Annotated in this window: 18 protein-coding genes; 4 read left to right on the top strand and 14 right to left on the bottom strand. The window is 68.6% G+C overall.

All coding sequences use genetic code 11. The features are described from left to right. Positions 1–7 precede the first annotated feature (7 nt). The 5 genes from resB to hemL are packed head-to-tail and all read right to left on the bottom strand — an operon-like array spanning position 8 to position 4,809. Positions 8–1,570 (bottom strand): cytochrome c biogenesis protein ResB, encoded by a 1,563-nt coding sequence (resB, locus tag AC1DY7_RS00850; protein ID WP_477491752.1) that lies wholly within the window; start codon positions 1,568–1,570, stop codon positions 8–10. Further along, positions 1,567–2,325: a cytochrome c biogenesis CcdA family protein gene (locus tag AC1DY7_RS00845; protein WP_477491751.1), complete on the bottom strand. Its 759-nt coding sequence runs from the start codon at positions 2,323–2,325 to the stop codon at positions 1,567–1,569. The genes resB and AC1DY7_RS00845 overlap by 4 nt, the downstream gene beginning before the upstream one ends. Next, positions 2,322–2,903: a TlpA disulfide reductase family protein gene (locus AC1DY7_RS00840; protein ID WP_477491750.1), complete on the bottom strand. Its 582-nt coding sequence runs from the start codon at positions 2,901–2,903 to the stop codon at positions 2,322–2,324. The genes AC1DY7_RS00845 and AC1DY7_RS00840 overlap by 4 nt, the downstream gene beginning before the upstream one ends. After that, on the bottom strand, positions 2,903–3,514 hold the full coding sequence (locus tag AC1DY7_RS00835) for a histidine phosphatase family protein (RefSeq protein WP_477491749.1): 612 nt from the start codon (positions 3,512–3,514) through the stop codon (positions 2,903–2,905). Before AC1DY7_RS00835 ends, AC1DY7_RS00840 begins: the two co-directional genes overlap by 1 nt. Then, a complete protein-coding gene (gene hemL, locus AC1DY7_RS00830; protein WP_477491748.1) occupies positions 3,511–4,809 on the bottom strand; it encodes a glutamate-1-semialdehyde 2,1-aminomutase in 1,299 nt (432 codons plus the stop codon). Before hemL ends, AC1DY7_RS00835 begins: the two co-directional genes overlap by 4 nt. A 142-nt stretch (positions 4,810–4,951) precedes the next feature. On the opposite strand from hemL, the gene AC1DY7_RS00825 reads away from it, so the two are divergent. Next, positions 4,952–5,842 (top strand): hypothetical protein, encoded by an 891-nt coding sequence (locus AC1DY7_RS00825; protein ID WP_477491747.1) that lies wholly within the window; start codon positions 4,952–4,954, stop codon positions 5,840–5,842. Continuing rightward, positions 5,839–13,425, top strand: coding sequence for an amino acid adenylation domain-containing protein (locus tag AC1DY7_RS00820; protein WP_477491746.1), 7,587 nt, complete (start codon positions 5,839–5,841; stop codon positions 13,423–13,425). The genes AC1DY7_RS00825 and AC1DY7_RS00820 overlap by 4 nt, the downstream gene beginning before the upstream one ends. Here the strand turns inward: AC1DY7_RS00820 and AC1DY7_RS00815 are convergent. Beyond that, complete coding sequence (locus AC1DY7_RS00815; protein ID WP_477491745.1) at positions 13,410–14,267, bottom strand: NmrA/HSCARG family protein; 858 nt, start codon at positions 14,265–14,267, stop codon at positions 13,410–13,412. The genes AC1DY7_RS00820 and AC1DY7_RS00815 overlap by 16 nt on opposite strands. A gap of 72 nt (positions 14,268–14,339) precedes the next feature. Between AC1DY7_RS00815 and AC1DY7_RS00810 the strand changes: the two genes are divergently transcribed. Both AC1DY7_RS00810 and AC1DY7_RS00805 read left to right on the top strand, forming a co-directional pair. Then, positions 14,340–14,726: a nitroreductase family deazaflavin-dependent oxidoreductase gene (locus AC1DY7_RS00810; RefSeq protein WP_477491744.1), complete on the top strand. Its 387-nt coding sequence runs from the start codon at positions 14,340–14,342 to the stop codon at positions 14,724–14,726. Next, entirely contained in the window at positions 14,723–15,109 is a 387-nt protein-coding gene (locus tag AC1DY7_RS00805; RefSeq protein WP_477491743.1) for a nitroreductase family deazaflavin-dependent oxidoreductase, read from the top strand. Before AC1DY7_RS00810 ends, AC1DY7_RS00805 begins: the two co-directional genes overlap by 4 nt. Here the strand turns inward: AC1DY7_RS00805 and AC1DY7_RS00800 are convergent. The 8 genes from AC1DY7_RS00800 to AC1DY7_RS00765 form a co-directional block, all read right to left on the bottom strand. After that, positions 15,093–15,569, bottom strand: coding sequence for a pyridoxamine 5'-phosphate oxidase family protein (locus AC1DY7_RS00800; protein ID WP_477491742.1), 477 nt, complete (start codon positions 15,567–15,569; stop codon positions 15,093–15,095). The two genes, AC1DY7_RS00805 and AC1DY7_RS00800, sit on opposite strands and share 17 nt — an antisense overlap. Before the next feature lie 10 nt (positions 15,570–15,579). Beyond that, on the bottom strand, positions 15,580–15,789 hold the full coding sequence (locus AC1DY7_RS00795; RefSeq protein WP_477491741.1) for a hypothetical protein: 210 nt from the start codon (positions 15,787–15,789) through the stop codon (positions 15,580–15,582). Positions 15,790–15,831: 42 nt separating this feature from the next. Beyond that, positions 15,832–16,422: a TetR/AcrR family transcriptional regulator gene (locus tag AC1DY7_RS00790; protein WP_477491740.1), complete on the bottom strand. Its 591-nt coding sequence runs from the start codon at positions 16,420–16,422 to the stop codon at positions 15,832–15,834. Further along, entirely contained in the window at positions 16,409–17,263 is an 855-nt protein-coding gene (locus AC1DY7_RS00785) for an oxygenase MpaB family protein (RefSeq protein ID WP_477491739.1), read from the bottom strand. Before AC1DY7_RS00785 ends, AC1DY7_RS00790 begins: the two co-directional genes overlap by 14 nt. Before the next feature lie 65 nt (positions 17,264–17,328). Next, positions 17,329–17,601, bottom strand: a complete 273-nt coding sequence (locus tag AC1DY7_RS00780; protein ID WP_477491738.1) for a hypothetical protein — start codon at positions 17,599–17,601, stop codon at positions 17,329–17,331. Between the two features lie 22 nt (positions 17,602–17,623). After that, positions 17,624–17,857: a hypothetical protein gene (locus AC1DY7_RS00775; RefSeq protein ID WP_477491737.1), complete on the bottom strand. Its 234-nt coding sequence runs from the start codon at positions 17,855–17,857 to the stop codon at positions 17,624–17,626. Continuing rightward, on the bottom strand, positions 17,854–18,330 hold the full coding sequence (locus AC1DY7_RS00770; protein ID WP_477491736.1) for a DUF3093 domain-containing protein: 477 nt from the start codon (positions 18,328–18,330) through the stop codon (positions 17,854–17,856). The genes AC1DY7_RS00775 and AC1DY7_RS00770 overlap by 4 nt, the downstream gene beginning before the upstream one ends. Further along, complete coding sequence (locus AC1DY7_RS00765) at positions 18,327–18,758, bottom strand: hypothetical protein (RefSeq protein ID WP_477491735.1); 432 nt, start codon at positions 18,756–18,758, stop codon at positions 18,327–18,329. Before AC1DY7_RS00765 ends, AC1DY7_RS00770 begins: the two co-directional genes overlap by 4 nt. Between the last annotated feature and the right edge of the window lie 8 nt (positions 18,759–18,766).

Raw genomic sequence — 18,766 nt, 5'->3', positions numbered from 1 at the left:
GCGCGCGTCACTCTTCTCCCAGCAGCTTCACGGTGAGTCGGTCGAACTCGTCACCCCACCCGGAATTGTCGGTCCGGGCCAGACCCCCTAGCTCGACGCTTACGGTACCTGCCGCTCCCTGGGTAAGCCGAACCCACACACGGCGCCGACGCACCACCAGCGACACCAGCAGGCCGCCCATCATCGACATCGCGAACACCAGCACCCAGACCTGCGCGGGGTCGTGGGAGACCTGCAGGTTGATGAACGGCACCGCGCCGTCGAAGCGGATGGTGGTGCCGTCATCCAGGCGGGTCTGCTCACCGGCCTTGAGGTTGACCCGAGCCTGCTTGGTCAGCCGGCCCTGCCCGATCAACCGCGGGTCGAGGGTGAACAGCGACTGCGGGCGTCCGGTGTCCAGGCCGGTGTCACCTCGGTAGATGTCGATGGCCACGGCGGGATCGTTGAGCGCCGGGAAGCTCGAGGAGAGCAGGGTCCCGTGCAGCTGTTCGGTCGGGGCGAGCAGACCCTGCACGGCGATCTGGTGTTTACGGCGCTCATCGGGGTCGGGATAGGTGCCGCCGGGCGGGTCCACCCGGATGACTCCGGAGGACAACAGCGTCAGCGGGTCGTCAGGGCGCCACTGCACCGTGGTGGTGCGCTTCTGCCCGTCCGGGAAGGTCACCGTGAACGTCGGCGCGTAGCCGTGGCCCTGCAGGTACACCCGGTCCCCGCCGACCCGCAGCGGGTGGTTGACCTCCAGGCGGTAGGGCCGCCAGGTGTCGGTGTTGAGGTCGTGGCCGTCCTGATACTCGATGTTGGCGGCGAAGCTGACGGCCTGCCCGCTGGGCAGGTACTCCGCGTCGAAGTCGTTGACCTTCATGCAGATCGGGTACAGCGAGGTGCCGTCGACGGTGTTGCCCGCGCGGAACGAGTCGAACGCGGCCGGCGACGCCGAGCAGAATCCGGGCCCGCCGTCGGCGACGACGATGACATTGCCCTCGTAGCCGAACAGCTTGCCCGCGGCGATCGCCACCAGCAGGCCCAGCAGCGAGAAGTGGAAGACGATGTTGCCGAACTCGCGCAGGTATCCCTTCTCGGCGGAGATCTCGACGGTCTCGCCGCCGTCGCTCGTTTCGGTCCGGGTGGTGCGCCGCCAGCCCTTCAGCCGGTCGGACATGGCGGCGGCCAGCTTCGCGGCGTCCCCGGCCACCTCGGCCTGGTGATGTTTGGGCAGTCGCGCCAGATTGCGCGGCGCAGCCACCGGCACCGCCCGCAGACTGCGGACATGCTCGGCCAGCCGCGGGGTCAGGCAGCCGACCAGCGAGACGAACAGCAGCACATAGATCGAGGTGAACCAGAAACTGGAGAACACGTCGAAGGCCTGGACCTTGTCCAGCCACGGCCCGATCGTCGAGTGCTGCGCCAGGTATTCGTCGACCTTGCCCGCATTGAGACTGCGCTGGGGCAGCAGCGCGCCCGGGATGGCGCCCAGCGCCAGCAGGAACAGCAGCACCAGCGCGGTGCCCATCGAGGTCAGGGTGCGCCAGGTGTTGCGGATCAGCGCCCACACCTTCTTCACGGCCCTCATATCGGCAGCCGCACGTCACTGACGAAGGCGTCGCGCACCCACGCCACGAACTCGCCCCACAGCCCGGTCACCAGGGCGATGCCGACGGCGATCATCAACACGCCGCCGAAGACCTGGATGCCACGGGTGTGCGCCCGCAGCCAGCCCAGCCCCCGCACCGCACGCGCGGAGCCGAACGCCAGCAGCACGAACGGCACACCGAGGCCAAGGCAGTAGGCGATCACCAGGGCGATGCCGCGCGCCACGGCCGAGCCCTCGGTGGCCGAGGCCACCGCGATGACCGCCGTCAGCGTCGGACCCAGGCACGGCGTCCAGCCGAGCGCGAACACCGCACCGAGCAGCGGCGCCCCACCGAGGGTCGAGAGCTGACGTGGCGCGAAGCGGGCCTCGCGTTGCAGCAGCGGGATGAAGCCGACGAAGATCAGGCCCATCACGATGGTCACCACACCGCCGATGCGTTGCAGCAGAGCCTCATTGGTGATCACCGCCGTGGTCATGCCGAGCACCGCGACGCTGCCGAGCAGGAACACCGTGGTGAAGCCGGCGACGAAGAGGGCGGCCGCGCCCACCACCCGCCACCTGCCCGACCGCGGTCCGTCGGACTCGGTCACTCCGACGACGCCGGCGAGATACGACAGATAGCCAGGCACCAGCGGCACCACGCACGGCGAGGCGAAGGACACCAGCCCGGCCAGCACGCTCACCCCGAGGGCCAGCAGCACCGGCCCGGTGGCCACGACGTCACCGGGGTTCACTTCTCGGCGGCCAAGCGCTCGACGACCGGCAACAGGTCCGCGGCCAGCAGTTCCCGCAGGAACACGGCCGCGACGCGATGCTGCCGGTCCAGCACCACCGTGGACGGGATGACGGTGGTGGGATATTTGCCGCCGAAGGCGATCATGGTGCGCATCGGCGGGTCGTAGATGGACGGGAAGCTGACCTTGCGGTCGATGACGAAATCCTTTGCGGCGTCCCGGTTGTAGTCCCGCACGTCGATACCGAGAAACTGAACGCGGTCTTCGCGTGTTTTTTCGGCGACCTCTTCGAGCTGCGGGATCTCCGAGCGGCACGGGCCGCACCACTGTCCCCAGACGTTGATGACGACGACCTTGCCCGCGAAGTCGTCGAGGGAGATCGTGCGGGTGGGGTCCATCAGGTCGGGGCCGGTCAGTTTGCCTGGCGTGCCGCGTTTTTCGGGCGGATCGTAGAAGATGTCGGTCTTGCCGCCCGGTGCCACGAACTCGAAGGTGCCACCTTGGGCGACGGCGTCGTCACCGGTGGAACAACCGGTGAGAACCACGAGCGCCGTCACCAGCGCAACCAACCACTTCACTACAGACCCCAGGGCTCCGTATACGCCCACCGGATCAGGCGGTCATCGTCGAACACGAAGGAGGTGATCGAGGACAGGTTGCACAGCCGGCTGTGCGGCAACGGCAGGTGGGCCAGCTTGCGTCCGGTCATCGCTCGGCGCAGCGTCTCGACGGGCAGCTGATGACTGACGCAGACCGCCTCGTGCCCTTCGGCTTTCGCCCGGGCCCGGTGCAGGGCGGCCATCATCCGGGGGGCGATCTCGTCATACGGTTCACCCCAGGACGGCTTCATCGGGTTGCGCAGCCGCGGCCAGTTGCGGGGGTCCCGCAGGGCGCCGTCGCCGGGGGCCACCCGCTCGCCCTCGAACTGGTTCCACGATTCGATGAGGTCGGCGTCCGTGTCGGTGGCCAGGCCGTGCTTCGCGGCGATCGGCGCGGCGGTCTCCTGCGCCCGCTCCAGCGGCGAGGCCACGATGTAGGTGACGTCGTGAGGTGCCAGCCAGTCGGCGGCCGCCTGGGCCTGGGCGCGGCCGCGGTCGGACAGGTGGTAGCCGGGTAGCCGCCCGTAGAGCACCTTCTCCGGGTTGAACACCTCGCCGTGGCGCATCACGTGCACCGTCGTTCGGGTCATTGCTTCGCCTCGGCGGCGGCGCGGGCCGCGTGCGGCAGCGCTTCGGCAATCCTGTCGAAGGCGTGGTCGTCCAGAGCCGTCGAGACAAACCAGGTTTCGAATGCGCTGCACGGCGGGTAGATGCCGGCGTCCAGGAGCGCGTGGAAGAAGGCCGGGTAGCGCCAGGTCTCGGTGGCCTTGGCGGTGGCGAAGTCGGTGGGCTCGGTCTCGCCGAAGAAGACGGTGAGGAAGTTCCCGGCCCGCGAAACATGGTGCGCCACCGAGGCTTCGGTCAGCGTATCGGTGAGCAGGCCGCCGAGGCGGTCGGCGTGGGCATCCAGGGTGGCGTACGCCGCGTCGTCGGCGGCGGCCAGGGTGGCCAGGCCCGCGGCCATCGCGACCGGGTTCCCGGACAGGGTGCCTGCCTGATACACCGGGCCCAGCGGGGCCAGCCGTTCCATCACCTCGGTGCGGCCGCCGAACGCCGCGGCGGGCAGGCCGCCGCTCATCACCTTGCCGAAGGTGAACAGGTCGGCGTCCACCGGGTCGACGCCGTACCAGCCGGAACGGCTGATCCGGAACCCCGTCATCACCTCGTCGACGATCAGGAGTGCGCCGTGCTCGGCGGTGACCCGCCGCAGGGCGGCGTTGAAGCCCGGCAGTGGGGCCACGGTGCCCATGTTTCCCGGGCTGGCCTCGGTGATCACGCAGGCGATGTGTTCACCGTGCTCGGCGAGGGTCTGCTCGACGGCGGCGACATCGTTGTAGGGCAGCACGATGGTGTCCGCGGCGGCGGCGCCGGTGACACCGGGCGAGGACGGCAGCCCGAGGGTCGCGACGCCCGAACCGGCGTCGGCCAGCAGTGCGTCGCTGTGGCCGTGGTAGCAGCCGGAGAATTTGATGATCTTGGGCCGGCCTGTGTACCCGCGGGCCAACCGGATGGCGCTCATGGTCGCCTCGGTGCCGGAGTTGACGAAGCGGATGCGCTGCACCGGCGCGACACGCTCGATGATGGCCCGGCCCAGCTCGGTCTCCGCCGGTGTCGGCGCGCCGAAGGACAGTCCGTCGGCCGCCACCCGCTGCACGGCTTCCACCACCGCCGGGTGCGCGTGGCCCAGGATCATCGGCCCCCACGAACACACCAGGTCGACGTATCGGTTGCCGTCGGCGTCGGTCAGCCAGTAGCCGTTGGCCGAGGTGATGAACCGCGGCGTGCCGCCGACCGCGCTGAATGCCCGGACCGGCGAGTTCACGCCACCGGGGATGACGGAAGAGGCATCGGCGAACAATGCCGCGGAGGCAGCCGTGCTTGTCATGGTGACCAGTGTTCCAGCTGGAACCCGAACTCCAACTACAGGGTGTAGTGGCAACGCTGCTCAACATTTCCAGCAACGTAGAGCAAACGTGAATAATGCCACTCAAGCTGGGAAATATCTCGCTCTCTGTTTTAATAGGAAAGTGACAACGGTCGCCCAGCCACAGCAGCTTCCCATCCGCTATCCCTTTGTTCTGCCCGCCAGCCCCTGGCGCCGGGCGATCAAGGTGGGACTGGGCCGGCTGGCGCTGGCCGCTCGCCCCGGCACCGCCGGGCGGCTGCTCGCCGCCGGCGATCCCAACGAGTTCTCCCTCGTCGACCGGCTGATCATGATCGGCTGGGTCAGCCGCGCCCAGCCCGAGGACTGGGCCGCGCTGAGCGCCATGCACCAGCGGTTCTGGGCGGGCCAGGGCGGCGCCCTGTTCAGCGCCTCGGCCGATATCGCCGAGCGCTTCGACGACTGGTTCCTGCGCGAGCACGCCCGCCCGGTCGAATTGCTGCGCCGCGAACTGTCCGACACCGGTGCGCCCGCGCTGTGCGAGATCGGCAGCGGCAACGGGCTGGCGCTGGCCTATCTGGGCGACCAGCTGCCCATGCTGCCCCGGCTCGTCGGCATCGACATCAACGCCGAGGCCACCCGCAACAACACCGAACGCTGGCGCACCGACACCCGGCTGGAATTCGTGCACGCCGACGCGGTCGACTGGATCGAGAGTCACGCGGGCCCCGGCTGGGTGTACTTCTCCAACGCCGGCGTCCTGGAGTACTTCCCGCAGGACAAGGTGACGCGGCTGTACCAGGCCACCGCCGGCTTCGGCGGCGAAGCGTGGTGGGTGCTGACCGAGCCCGTCTATAACGGCTTCGACCTGGATACCGAGAAGCAGTCACGACCCCATGGCAGCGAGTTCAGCTTTTGCCACAACCACCCGCACCTGCTCCGCCAGGCCGGCTGGGACATCGTCGAGCAGTACGAAACCGACGTCGAGGGAACCCGTTTCCTGACGGTATGCGCACGGAGATCTGATCAACCATGACGTTCATCGCCACCCGCGACGGCCGCGGCACCACCATCCAGGACCTGTTTGCCGAACAGGCCGCGCACACCCCGGACGCGCCGGCGATCGTGCACCCCGCCGGGACCCTGAGCTACGCCGAGCTCAATGCCTGCGCCAACGCCCTGGCGGCCCGCCTGATCCAGATGGGCCTGCCCGCGGGCGCCGGGGTGGCGTTCCTGTGCGACTGGACCCCGCTGCTGCCGATCGCCCTGCTCGGCATCCTCAAGGCGGGCGGGCACTACATTCCGCTGGACCCGGACTACCCGGCCACCCGGATGAACCACATCCTCGCCGATGCCGAGCCGTTCGCCCTGCTCACCGACCGTGACGCCGGCGCCATCGCGACCCACGGCATCCAGAACGCCGCCCCACTGGTGCACCTCACCGCCGCCGACGCGGCCGTCACCTCTCACCCCGATGCGCCGTACGTGGGCAGTGCCGACGATCTCGTCTACTCCATCTATACCTCCGGTTCGACCGGAAAGCCCAAGGGCACCTTGAACTTCCAGCGCGGTGTGGTGAATTTGAATCGCTGGATGGCCGACGAGGTCGGGGTGGGCCCCGGCACCAGGTTCATGGTGCTGACGTCCATCGGATTCGACCTCACCAGTAAAGGGGTGTGCGCACCGCTGATCAGCGGGGGCGCCGTGGTGCTCTACCAGTCCCCCGTCTACGACCCGGCCGACATCAGGCGCGCCATCGTCGATCTCGGCGTCAATGCCTTCGCGCACACCCCGACCGGGCTGTACGGCCTCATCGAGGACGGCCGCTACGACCAGCTCGCCGGCATCGAGCGCCTGGTGATCAGCGGTGAGGCGCTGCGCCTGGACCGCATCCGGGACTGGCTGACCCACCCGGACTGCCACGCCCGGTTCATCAGCGGTTACGGCCCGACGGAATGCTCGGATCTTGTTGCCGCACATGATGTCACCGCCGCCGATCTGGCCGCCGGTGGGGTCTGCTCGCTGGGCGGCCCGCTGCCGGGCATCGTGCTGACCGTCCGCGACGCCGAGCTCAATCCGGTCGCGCCCGGAACGAAGGGCGAGCTGTGCGTCCAGGGCATCGGCGTCGGGGGCGGCTACCGCAACCTGCCCGAGAAGACAGCGGTGACGTTCGTGGCGGATCCGCACGGCGGTGACATCGTCTACCGCACCGGGGATCTGGCCAGCCAGGGCACCGACGGCGCCTTCCTGTATCACGGCCGCCTGGACTACCAGGTGAAGATCCGTGGTTACCGGGTCGAGCTCGCAGAGATCGAGCAGGCCCTCAACCGCTGCCCCGGCGTGCTGGACAGTGTCGTCACCGCGCCGGAACACCAAGACGGTGAACGCTTTCCGGCGGCGTACCTTCGCACCGAAGACGGCCGCGCGCTGGACCGCACGCAGCTCAATGCGCTGCTGGCCGCCGAGCTGCCCGACTACATGCTGCCGGCCGCGTACACCTTCATGGCCGAGTTCCCGGTCAACGCCAGCTTCAAGGTGGACCGCGGCGCGCTGCCCGCCCCCGCGCTCGGACGACCGGCGCTGGCCGTCGCGTACCGGGCGCCGGGCGATGACACCGAGCGGACCGTCGCCGGAATCTGGGACCAGCTGGTCGGATTCACCGGCTCCGGGGTCGACGACCCGTTCTTCGAGGTGGGCGGCAATTCGCTGACCGCGACCCGGCTGGTCGCCAGGCTGAACGCCGAAACCGGTGCGGCGCTGACCATCACACAGTTCTTCGAGACACCGACCATCGCCGGTGTGGCCGCCGCCCTGCGGCCGGCGCAGCGGGACGTCGTTCGCGCGGTGGTGCGCAGCACCCCGCGCACAAGCGATCACATCGCCATCGTCGGGATGGCGGCGCGGGTGCCCGGGGCCGCCGACGTCGGCGCGTTCTGGCGCAACCTGCTCGACGGCGTGGACTCCCTGCGACTGCTGTCCGCCGAGGAACTCGAGGCCGCAGGCGTCACGCCCGGACCCGACCACGTCCCCGTTTCGGGCTGGGTCGAGGATTCAGATGCCTTCGACCACCAGTACTTCGGCTACACCCCGTACGAGGCCGAGCGCATCGATCCGCAGCAGCGACTGCTGCTGGAGATCGCCGCAGGCGCCTTCGAAGATGCCGGTATTGCGACCGGCGGGCAGGACCGAAGCGACCGGGGGATCGATCCCGGCGGGCAGGAGCGAAGCGACCGGGGGATCGATCCTGGCGGAGCCGCGCTGCGCGCAGGCATCTACGCCAGCGTCGCCGCCAACAGCTACGCCACCCGCAACGTGCTGCCGCACGACGGGCTGCGCGAATACGGGCTGGGCCACGCCCTGGTGGGCAACGACAAGGACTACGCCGCCACCCGCATCGCGTACAAGCTGGGGCTCACCGGGCCGGCGATGACGGTGCAGACCGCGTGCTCGTCCAGCGGAGCCGCGCTGCACCTGGCCTGCCAGGCGCTGCTGTCCGACGACTGCGACGTGGCACTGGCAGGCGGCGCGTCACTGCCGTGGCAGTACCAGCACGGTCACGACCACCTGCCCGGTGGCGCGCTGAGCGCCGACGGCCGCATCCGCGCCTTCGATGCCGCGGCCAGTGGGATGGCCCTGACGGGCGGTGGCGCGTGTGTCGTGTTGCGCCGCTTGGACGATGCGCTTGCCGAAGGGCACACCATCCACGCCGTCATCCGCGCCACCGCCCTGAACAACGACGGCAGGCAACGGGCCAGCTTCACCGCACCCAGCATCGCCGGGCAGCGGGCCGTGGTGCGCACCGCGCTGGATCGGTCCGGTGTCGACGCCCGCAGCATCGAGGTGCTGGAAGCGCACGGCACCGGTACCCCACTGGGCGACCCGATCGAGGTCACCGCGATCACCCAGGCGTGGCGGCAGGACACCGCCGATACCGGCTACTGCGCGATCGGCAGCGTCAAATCGAACATCGGTCATCTCGACGCCGCCGCGGCCACCGTCGGCGCCATCAAGCTGGCGTTGATGTTGCGCGAGGGCGAGCGCCCGGCCACCCTGCACGTCGAGGACCCCAACCCGGACTGCGCCTTCGAGACGTCCCCGTTCTACGTCAACGACCGCCGCACCAGCTGGGCCGGCGACGGCCCGCGCCGCGGCGCGCTGTCGTCATTCGGCTTCGGCGGCACCAACTTCCACGCCATCCTCGAACAGGGGCCGCAGCCGGTGTCCACGCCGGGCCGCCGCGGCTGGCAGGTGCTGCGGCTCTCGGCGAAGACCGAGGCTGCGCTGCAGCAGCAGATCGCCGACCTGACCCGCACCTTGGCCACCACCCCGGAGGCCCTGCCGGACATCGCCTACACCCTCGATGCCGGCCGCAACCGCCATCCGTACCGGGCGGCCGTGGTGGCGGGCAGCGTGGCGCAGGCCCGGGACCGGCTGACCGCTCCCGAGCACGTGCTGACCGGCAGCGACCCGGCGCCCCGGCCGCATCTGGTCTTCACCTTCCCCGGTCAGGGCGCCCAGCACGTCGGGATGGGCCGCCGGCTCTACGAGACCGAGAGTGTGTTCCGCAGCGCCGTCAACGAATGCTCGGACATCCTGCTGCCTGCCCTCGGCGTCGATTTGCGCGACATCATCTTCACCGACGACGAGCAGGCCGCGGAAGCGTTGCGCGCCACCCAACTTGCGCAGCCGGCCATCTTCACCATCAGTTACGCCACGGCCCGGCTCTGGCTGAGCTGGGGGCTGGCACCCGAGACGATGCTGGGCCACAGCGTGGGCGAGTTCGTCGCCGCGACGCTGGCCGGCGTGTTCGAACTGGAGCACGCGCTGCTGATCCTGGCCGAGCGTGCCCGGCTGATGCAGTCGATGCCCGCGGGCGGCATGCTCGCGGTGCGGTTGTCCGAGACCGAAGCGGCGCAGTATGTCGGCGGCGCCATCGCGATCGCGGGCGTGAATTCGCCGCAGCTGACGGTGCTGTCGGGTCCCCGGGGTGATCTCGAGGCGTTGAGCGTCCGGCTCGATGCCGACGGGGTGGCCACCACCGCGCTGCACACCAGCCACGCCTTCCACTCCCCGATGATGGACCCGATCGTCGGGGACTTCGCCCGGGTCGTGGGCCAGTATCCGCGCAGCGCACCACGGCTGCCGTTCTATTCGAGCCTGACCGGGCTGCCCATCACCGACGCACAGGCCCAGGATCCCCACTACTGGGCACAGCAGTTGCGCAACGCGGTGCGGTTCGCCCCGGCTCTGCAGCACCTCGCGCAGACACCGGGTTGCGTGCTGCTGGAATGTGGTCCGGGCCAGAACCTGACCACCAGCACCCGCCAGACGTTCGCTGCCCAGAAGATGGTCACCGCGATCGCGTCGCTGCCGCACGCCGGGGCGTCCGCGGCCGACGATGCCGAACATCTCGTGTTGGCGGTCGGGCGGCTGTTCGTAGCCGGTGTCGACACCGACCCGCGCCGGGTGCATGCCGGTGAGACCCGCCGCCGGGTCAGCCTGCCCACCTATCCCTTCGCCCGGACCCGGCACTGGCTGACACCCACCGCCGCCCTGCCGGTCGCGGCCGCCCCCGCACCGACCATCGCGACGGCAGAAGCTTTGGCCGAGAACGAGATCGAGGCCGATACCGGGCCGCTCGGTGCCATCCGCGCACTGTTCGCCGACGTCGCCGGGGTGGACATCGGGCCGGACGACGATCACCGGTCGTTCCTGGAATTGGGTTTCGACTCGCTGCTGCTGACGCAGGTCACGACCCAACTGAATCAGCGGATGAAAGTCTCGTTGCGGTTCCGCCAGCTACTGGAGGAATTCCCGACCCCGGCATCGCTGGCCGAGCACCTGCAGACACTCGGCGACCCGGATGCCCCGGCCGCCAAGGTGTTCGGTGCGGGCGCGAAGATCACCAAAGCCGCCGGCGAAGAGTTGACGGCGCGGCAGCGAGCCGCGCTGGACGACTTCGTCGCCCGCTACATCGCGCGGACCGCCAAGAGCCGCGCCTACGCCGACGAGCACCGGCCACACCTGGCCGATCCGCGCGCGGTGTCCGGATTCCGGCCGTTGTGGAAGGACATGGTCTACCCGCTCGTGTCGGCCGAGTCGAAGGGCCCGCGGTTCACCGACATCGACGGCAACACCTACGTCGACATCACCAACGGCTTCGGTTCCATCTTCTTCGGCCACCGCCCCGACTTCATGGTCCAGGCGGTGCACGAGCAGATCGACAGCGACATCATCATCGGCCCGCAGAATCCGCGCGCCGGCGAGACGGCCAGGCTGTTCGCCGAGATGACCGGTCATGAGCGGGTGGCGTTCTGCAACACCGGCTCTGAGGCCGTGCTCGCGGCCATCCGGCTGGCCCGCACCATCACCGGCCGCAACCTGATCGTCCAGCACGAGGGCGATTACCACGGCATCACCGACGAGGTGCTGGTCCGCGGCACCGCGTCGGGCCGCACCATCCCGGCCGCCCCCGGTATCCCGCCGGAGAGCGTGGCGAACACGCTGGTGCTCGAATACGGGACGGCCGCCTCCTTGGAGACGCTGCGGGCCCGGGCGCACGAACTGGCGGCGGTGGTCATCGAACCCGTGCAGTCGCGCAAACCCGACCTGCAGCCCGCCGACTATGTGCGCGAGGTCCGCCGGATCTGTGACGAGAGCGGCACCGCCCTCATCATGGACGAGGTGGTGTGCGGATTCCGGGTGCACTGGTCCGGCGCGCAGGGCATGTGGGGCGTGAAGGCCGATATCGCCTGCTACGGCAAGGTGTTCGGGGCCGGCATGCCCGTCGGTGCCATCGCGGGCACCCCGCGCTTTCTGGACGCCCTCGACGGCGGCGGCTGGCAGTTCGGTGACGATTCGATGCCCGAGGTGGGCGTCACCTACTTCGCCGGGACCTTCGTCCGGCACCCGCTGACGATGGCCGTCGTGGACGCCACGCTGCGGCATATGAAGGACAACCCGCACCTGCAGGATCAGGTGTCGGCGGTGGCGGAAGACCTTGTCCACCGGCTCAATACGCTGTTCAAGACCGAGGGTGTGCCGATGCACATCGGCCGGTTCGGCTCGTTGATGAAGCCGGAGTGGACGCAGGACCTCGCGTTCGGCGAACTCCTCTACTTCTTCCTGCGCGAGGCCGGCGTGAACGCCTGGGACGGCCGGCCGAACTACCTGACCACCACGCACGGTCCGGCCGAGATCGACTTCATCGTCGACGGTTTCGCCTACGCGATCGCCCAGATGAAGCAGGGCGGCTTCCTCGACGACGTGAAACCGTCGGCAGAACTGTTCGGCATCCCCGCCCACAGCGACGAGCCGATCACGCTGCCCAGCACCGAATCACAGCGCGAAGTGTGGCTGGCGGCCAAGTTCGTCGGCAACAACACCGTCGCCTACAACGAGGGCCTGGGGCTGACCCTCGACGGGGAACTGGACCAGCAGGCGCTGCGCCGGTCGCTGCAGATCCTGCTGGACCGGCACGAGTCGCTGCGCGCACACTTCTCCCGCGATGGCCGGTCCCTGATCATCGAACCGCACCTGGCACTGGACCTGCCCGTGCACGACGTGGCCCATCTGGACGAGTCGGGCCGTGCCAAGGCGCTGGAGCAGTGCTGTGACGAGGAGATGGCGGAGACCTTCGACCTGCGGCGTGGGCCGCTGGTGCGGTTCCGGTTGGTGCGGCTGAGCCCGACTCAGCACCGGCTGCTGTTCACGGCGCATCACGCCGTCTGCGACGGCTGGTCGGGCGCAGTGGTGCTCACCGAGTTGGCGGCACTGTATTCGGCGGACGTCGAGCGACGCGAGATCAGCCTGCCGGCCGCCCCGCGCTACGCCGACTACACCCTGATCGAGCGGCACTTCCTGCAGTCCTCGGAAGGCCAAGCGCATCAGCACTATTGGCTCGAACAGCTGCGCGACGCGCCTGCTCCGCCGCAGTTGCCGCCCGACCGTGTCGCCGAGACCGGCGATCTGCGGGCCGCCCGCGTCGATGTGCCGCTGGACGCCGAACTGGTGGGCAGGCTGCGCAGTGTCGGCAGTGCGCACGGGGCCAGCTTGGTGGCCACCATGCTCACCGCGTTCGCCGGGTTGTTCTATCGGCACACCGGTCAGGACGACATGGTGATCGGTCTGGCCGCGGCCGGGCAGTCGTTCCACGATCAGGGCAAGTTGGTGGGGCACTGCGTCAACCTGCTGCCGCTGCGGCTACGCCAGAGCGGTACGGAGAGTTTCGCGGCGGCGCTGGGCACCACCCGCGGTGCCATCCTGGACGCCTACGACCATCAGGGCGTCAGCTTCGGCACCCTGCTGCCGGAACTGCAGCTCACGCGCCAGGACGACCGGCCGCCCCTGGTGAGCGTGGTGTTCAACATCGACGTGCGCGATGACGACATCCACCACACCGGGTTGACCGTCGGATACGACACGTTGGTCCGGCAGGCCGAGACGTTCGAGTTGTTCATCAACATCGTCGACAACGGCAGCGCTCTGGTGCTGGAGGCGAGCTACCGGACCGGGCTGTACAGCGAGGACCAGATCCGCGGCTACCTGGCGTCCTATGAGGCCTTGTTGCGCAGCGCCTGCGAGGCCCCGGAGGGTTCGCTGGATCAGCTGACGATCTGAGTGTCGCCCAGCCAGTCGTCATACCGATGCCAGCCGACGCCGGAGAACTCGCGGTGCAACCAGGTGAGGTCCGCCGCGTAGCCGCGCTCGGTGAGGAACGTGTACATGGCACGCATGTCCGGCGACTCGATGTCGGCGGGGTCGAAGCTGACGGCCCGGACCGGGCGGCCGAGCGCGCGCTGTAGCGCCGCCGCCATCTGACGGGGCGTGATCGCGTCGGAGGCGATGTCGATGCGCTGTCGCACGAACCGCTCCGACTCGGCGAAGACCAGCGCCACGAATCTGCCCAAGTCGCGGCGATCCAGTTGTTGCAGCGGCAGATCGACAGGCAACGCCAACTCCAGTTCCCCGGAATCGAGTTCGCTGATGGCACCGAGCAGATTGTCGTAGAAGAACGTGGGTCCGACGATCGTGTGGGCCACGCTCGACGCGGCCAGCGCGGCTTCGATGACGGCTTTGCTCTCGAAATGCGGCACACCGGAGTCCCGGTCCGCGCTGCCCACCGACGAATACACCAGATGGCCCACCCCGGCCCGCTCCGCGGCGGCCACCACGTGCAGACCCTGTTCGACCTCGACGTGGGGCCCCTCCTCGAACGGGGTCGTCACGGCGAAGACACCGGCGGTCCCGGCGAACGCCGTGGCGAGCGCGTTCTCATCGGACAGATCGGCGACCACGATGTCGGCGCCGCCGGCCGCCAGGGCTTGTGCGCGCGCCGAACCCGGATTGCGTACCACCGCCCGTACCCGCAGGCCGGCTTCCTGCAGCGCACTCGCGACGGCGCCACCCTGTGCACCGGTGGCACCGAGGACCGCGATGGGAGCTTTTCTTTGTCCAGACATAACGAATGAGTCTGGCACATGACGAACCACGGGGGCTTGAGGTAGCCCACGAATCCGAGTTTGATCGACACCATGCAGCTACCGCAATGGCTCGCCCGGTTCAACCGCCACGTCACCAACCCGATCCAACGGCTGTGGGCGGGCTGGCTACCCACCATGGGCATCCTCGAACACGCCGGGCGCAAGTCCGGAAAGCCTTACCGCACACCGCTGTCGGTGTTCAGCACCGACGACGGCGTCGCGATCCTACTCAGCTACGGCCCGAACCGGGACTGGCTGAAGAACATCTCTGCCACGGGCGGCGGACTGATCAAGCGGGGTGGCCGGACCGCCGAGTACGCCGATCCTCGGGTGGTCACCAAAGCCGAGGCGGCGCGAACGGTCACGGGCCCGGCCCGGTTCGTCTTCCCGCGGATACCGTTCGAGCAGGCCGTGTTGCTGCGCCGGGTGACCCGGTGAGGGAGTCGGCGAAACGCAGAGCCATCTTCAATCGCAAGTACACCAACCGTGTGGTCGAGCCGTTGTCGGGATGGCTGCCGCTGTGGTCGGTGATCGAACACGTGGGCCGCAAGTCCGGGAAGTCCTACCGCACCCCGGTGACGGCCTTCTCCACCACCGATGGTGTGGCCGTGCTACTTCCTTACGGCACGGACACCGACTGGGTGCGCAACTTGACGGCCGCCGGCGGCGGCCGGGTTCAGATGCTCGGCCGGACCTTCGCCGTCACCGATCCGCGGGTGGTGCCCACCGACGAGGCGCTGACCGTGGCGAAGGCGCCGTGGGGCCGGTTGCTGAAAGCCACGGGTGTGGAGTCCGCCCTGCTGCTCACGCGCGCCAGGTGAGAATGCCGTCCCCGGTGAGCATCGCCGGGCCCGGCATCACCCGCAGGCGATAGGGCGTCAGCCGCAGCGCCGCGAACGACGGCGAGGTGGGGCCGTCCCAGCCCGGGATGATGCTCGGGTCATACCCGACCGGGGCAGGGCCGTTGGCGAACTTCTCCCACACCTGGGCACGTGTCTCGTCGTCGGTGTACCACTCGACCAGGGCTTCCGCGCTGCACGTGTCGTGACTGGGCGTCCAATAGCTCAGCGACACATACGGATGCACTGCCAAGTGCGACTTCTTGAGCGGGGTGGGCGCCGTGGCGATCCAGCCGAACAGATCGGTTCCGTCCCACTCCCATATCGGGTGCAGGATCCGGCTGCGGGGCTGCCCGTCGCCGTCGACGGTGGCCACCGAGGCCCACACGATCGCGTGGGCCATCTCGATGAAGGCAGGTGCAATTCGATCCAGCGAGGTCACACCAGCCAGGTTAGGTCTTGTCGGCCTCGCCGTAGCGGGGATTGCCGTCGTCGTCGAGCCAATCGTTGATGGCGGTACCCGTGACGGTGCCGTTGCTACCGGGCAACTCCACGGTCGGACGGGTGTCGTCGTAGGCCTTCATGACTTCTTCGGCCTTTTTGTGATGCTCCTCGGTGACAGTCGGTGCGTCCTGATTGGGTAAATGCCCTTCGTTGCTCATGCCTGAGGCTGCCCGAAAATGTGATCTACCAAACACCGCGCCTCAGGCCGGGATGGTCCGCACGGCGACCGGCAGGCTGGGCAGGAAGTGCTTGCTGGCGAACGCCCGGATGTCGTCGGCGCTCTGCAACGGCTCGACGCCGGGCAGCAGCAAGACCATTGCCGCGTAGCGCAGGATCGTGTCGGCGAGCTCGTTCACGGCAGGCTCACCGATCCTCTCGGCGAAGCCGGCGGGGAAGATCACCCGTAGCGCATCGGCCATCCGCTCGACCGCGGCGCCGTAGTGCTGATGCATCAACTCCATCACCAGCGCGGGCTCGTCGACCATCATCTGGTTGAGCACCCGGTGCTTGCGGAACCGCAGGATCGACAGGGTGAACGCCTCGACGTAGTAATTCGATTGCGGCCCTGAGGTTTTCAGCTCCTGAGCGATATCGGCGAACAGCGCCACGTTCTCCCGCTCGATCACCGCCCCCACCAGTTCGTCGCGGTTGGCGAAGCGGCGATAAATGGTGGTGCGGCTGACGCCCGCCCGTTTCGCGACGTCGTCGAGCGCGACCCGGCGAAACCCATGCCGCTCGAACTCAACGAGCGCCGCGTCGAGGATCAGTTGCGTGGCATCAGGTGTTGGCATAACCCCGCTGCGCGAACTTGTTGTAGCGCACCGACATAGGCAGCCGGTCCCACGCCCAATTGACCGGCTCGGACCGGCAGAACGCGGCGAATCGCTGGTAGTTGCGTTCCTGGCGCTCGGTCCACGGCAGATCCAGCAGAACACGGGCACGCGGCGGCAGTCCGCCGGTGGTGAGGAATGCCGCCATCGGATTGAACACGGGCGCAAGCACTTTCCACGCCAGGGGGTGCACACCCTTCGGCTTCGGGAAACCCTTGGTGACATAGCCGACGCCGTACCGGGCGGTCTTGTGGCCCACCACGATGTCGTCCATCATGCGGTCCCAGTACTGTGCGAACTCCGCGTACGTGGCGGGCATGGCGCGGTCGCTCACGCCATAGCGGCGGTACCAGGTCTTGGACTCCAAGTAGATCTGCTCTTTTTCGGCGTCACTCAGGCGCTTGACGAAAGTGTCGGCGAAGTAGAGCACCTGCTCGACGAAGGTGGCGTGCGCCCAGTAATAGGTCTCCGGGTCCAGCGCGTGATAGCGCGACCCATCGGGCATATCGCCCTTGATGTTCTTGTGGAAGTCGCGAACCTTCTGGCCGGGGTTGTCGTCACCGGAGCCGTACACCGTCATCATGATCGGCGGGATCGACCGCTTGACGCGTGCGGCGGTGTCGTCGAAGAACACCGAATGATCCAGCACGCCCTGGCCCAGTTCGGCGAGCATGTTCTGCAGGACGGCGGGGCGCGGCCCGATCAGGTACATCCGGTTCTCGCCGAAGTATTTCCACACCAGCGAGTCGGGGCCCAGGGGCAGGGAATCGGTCTGCTGCGGCTGCTCGGCCAGTTCAGTCATGGGTACAGTGTTACAACTTTTGAACTTTGTTCCAAGCCGGTGTGGCGGAGCTCACCCACGGTCTTCTAATACAGACTGTTCGGGCAGGTGACGTCCACGTAGACGGAGTCGCCGACCGCGGCGGTGTCCGAGGAGTTCGGGTTGTTGACGTTGATCACGGTGCAGTCCGCCAGCTGCTGGGTGTTGAATCCGCTGACCCAGTTGATGTGAACGATGTAGCCCTGCGCCTCTAGGTCGGCGACCACGGCATCTGCGCCGTCGGCGTGGGCAACGGGCGCGAGGGCACCGGCCAGCGCCGCGGCTACCGCGGCCACCGCACATCGGGCTGTCCAGGACACCCCTCGATCATCCCTCAGCCGGTCACCGGGAGCGGCGCAGTCGCGCGATGCCCAGCACCGCCAGCACGCCGGCCGTGGTCGCCAGCACCAGCGCCAGCACGATCAGCGGCGGGTAGTACACCACCGACGTCGACGACGGTTCGCCCTCCATGATGGGCGCCGCCTGCGCGGTTTCGCCGGCCGCCTGCCAGCTCAGCACGCAACCCACCAGCGCGACGACGGCCAACGTCAGTTCGAGGACGGCTCGGCGGTTCACAGCTCCGGCTCCCCGACGATAGCGTCCAGCGCGGCCCGAAGGGTGCGGTGGCGCCGCGCCCAGGCCTGTCCGGAGCGGCCGTCGGTCATCTTGAGCCCGATCCCGGTTCGGCCGCGGGGCACCCCGGTCAACTCACCGAGCGCGCGGTAGGACTGCCACTTCTCGGCTTCGGCCCCCTTCGCCTCGGGGAAGATCCGCACGATGTCCGCGGTGTCGATGAACTCGGTGCCCTGCCGCAGCGTGGTGGGGGTCAGTTCGACGGAGGTGTGGATGCGGGCGGCCTTGATCTGGATGCCCAGGAAGCCACTGACCAGCACCAGAAATATCGCGGGCACGCCGAACGCGATGCCGCCGCCACCGGTCACCTGGATCAGCACCATCGCCAGCGCCGACAACGGTCCCACCAACAGCCACCACCAGCTGGCACCCGGCTCAGAGAACAACACTTCCGGCCCGGGCTCTTCGCTGGTCACGACCCGTCCTCGAACCAGTCCGCCGCCGCGGGCCGGGTGAACAGCGTCGCTCCGACCGCCACCGGCACCACCCCGACGAGCGCGAGCAGTTCCAGGTTGTAGGGCGCGAACAGGGCGAGCAGGAACACGATGAAGACCACACCGCCGGCCAGCGCGGCCAGCGCACGGCGGAAACGCTTGTCGCCGTTACGGGTCCGCCCCGCCAGGAAGCTCAGGCCGAGGCCGGCGACCGCCAGGACGGCACCGACACCGCCGTGCATGAGCAGGATGCGATGGGCCTGACCCTCGCCCATCGACGGGAACGCACTCTCGGGTGTCGTCAGCGAGGTGGTGATGCCGAGGATTCCGCCGGCCAGCAACAGAACCGCACCCACCATCGTCAGCCAGAAAGCGATCGTGATGATCCGTGGACGTGGCGCGCTTGACATGGTCGGGA

Source organism: Mycobacterium sp. P2_H7 (genome assembly GCF_056403275.1).
Note: the sequence above shows the minus strand (reverse complement) of the source record. Positions and strands in the feature narration are given on the sequence as shown.